General features: G+C 76.9%; 1 protein-coding gene. It reads left to right on the forward strand.

Features of this window, described 5'->3' with window-relative positions; translation table 11 throughout:
- A partial coding sequence (locus tag ABZW03_RS40785; RefSeq protein WP_355269919.1) for an AMP-binding protein occupies window positions 1-1,504 on the forward strand: 1,504 nt, incomplete at both ends.

Below are 1,504 nucleotides of genomic sequence, written 5' to 3' on the forward strand. Positions count from 1 at the left end.
TCTACACCTCCGGCTCCACCGGCCGCCCCAAGGGCGTCACCGTCCCGCACCGCGCCCTGGCCCACCTGCTCGCCGCCCACCGGGCGGGCTTCGTCGCCGACGCCGGCGGCGGCCCGCTGAACGTCGCGCTGACCGCCTCCCTCTCCTTCGACACCTCGCTGGAGGGCCTGCTGCTGCTGGCCGACGGCCACCCGCTGCACCTGGTGGACGAGACCACCCGGATGGACCCGGCCGCCCTGGTCGAGTACGTCGTGCGCCACCGGATCGACTTCCTCGACCTCACTCCCTCCTACCTGCGCCAACTGCTGCCCGCCGGGCTGCTGGACGACCCCCGCCACCGCCCCCGGGTGCTGATGCTCGGCGGCGAGGCGGTCACCCCCCGGCTCTGGCGCGAGCTCGCCGCCCGCCCGGGGACGGCCGCCTACAACTACTACGGCCCCACCGAGTGCACCGTCGACGCGCTCGCCTGCCGGATCGACGACGGGGACCGGCCGCTGATCGGCCGCCCGCTGCCCAACGTCCGCGCCTACGTCCTGGACGGCCGGCTCCAGCCGGTGCCGCCCGGGGTGAGCGGCGAACTCCACCTGGCCGGCGAGCAGGTCGCCCGCGGCTACGCCGGCCGCCCCGGGCTGACCGCCGCCCGCTTCACCGCCGACCCGTACGGCCCGCCCGGCACCCGGATGTACCGCACCGGCGACCTGGCCCGCTGGACGGCCGACGGGCGCCTGGAGTACCTCGGCCGCGCGGACGACCAGGTCAAGGTGCGCGGCCACCGGATCGAGCCCGGCGAGGTCGAGGCCGCCCTGCTCGACCTGCCCGAGGTCGCCGAGGCCGCCGTCCTCGCCGTGCCCGACGCCCACGGACACCACCGGCTGGCCGCCTACCTGGTGTTCGCCGACGGCGCCGCCCGGCCCGCCGCCGAGCTGCGCGCGGCACTGCGCCGGGTGCTGCCCGACCACCTGGTGCCCTCCTCCTTCACGGTGCTGGACGCGCTGCCGCTCAGCACCAGCGGCAAGCTGGACCGCCGCGCTCTGCCCGCCCCCGAAGTCGACGGCCGGGAGGGCGAGTTCGTCGCCCCGCGGACCCCCGAGGAGGAGGTCCTCGCCGCGGTCTGGGCCGAGGTGCTGGGCGTGCCGAGAGTCGGCGTCACCGACAACTTCTTCGAACTCGGCGGCGACTCGATCCTGAGCATCCAGGCCGTCTCCCGGGCCCGCGCCGCCGGCCTGCGGATCGGCTCCCAGGACGTCTTCCGCCACCAGACCGTCGCCGACCTCGCCGCGGCCGCCCTCGCCACCGAGGCCCAGGCCCCCGTCGAGCGGCCCCGGGCGGAGGGGCCCGCCCCGCTCACCCCGGTCCAGGAGTGGTTCTTCGCCGCCCACGGCCCGCTGCGCCACTTCACCATGTCGATGCTGCTCGACCTGCCGTACGGGCTGGACGAGGCCGCCCTGGACCGGGCGCTGACCGCGCTGGTGGCCGCCCACCCGGCGCTGCGCACCCGCTTCAC

The organism is Kitasatospora sp. NPDC004799 (genome assembly GCF_040609095.1).
In the GTDB taxonomy this organism is placed as follows: Bacteria; Actinomycetota; Actinomycetes; order Streptomycetales; family Streptomycetaceae; genus Kitasatospora.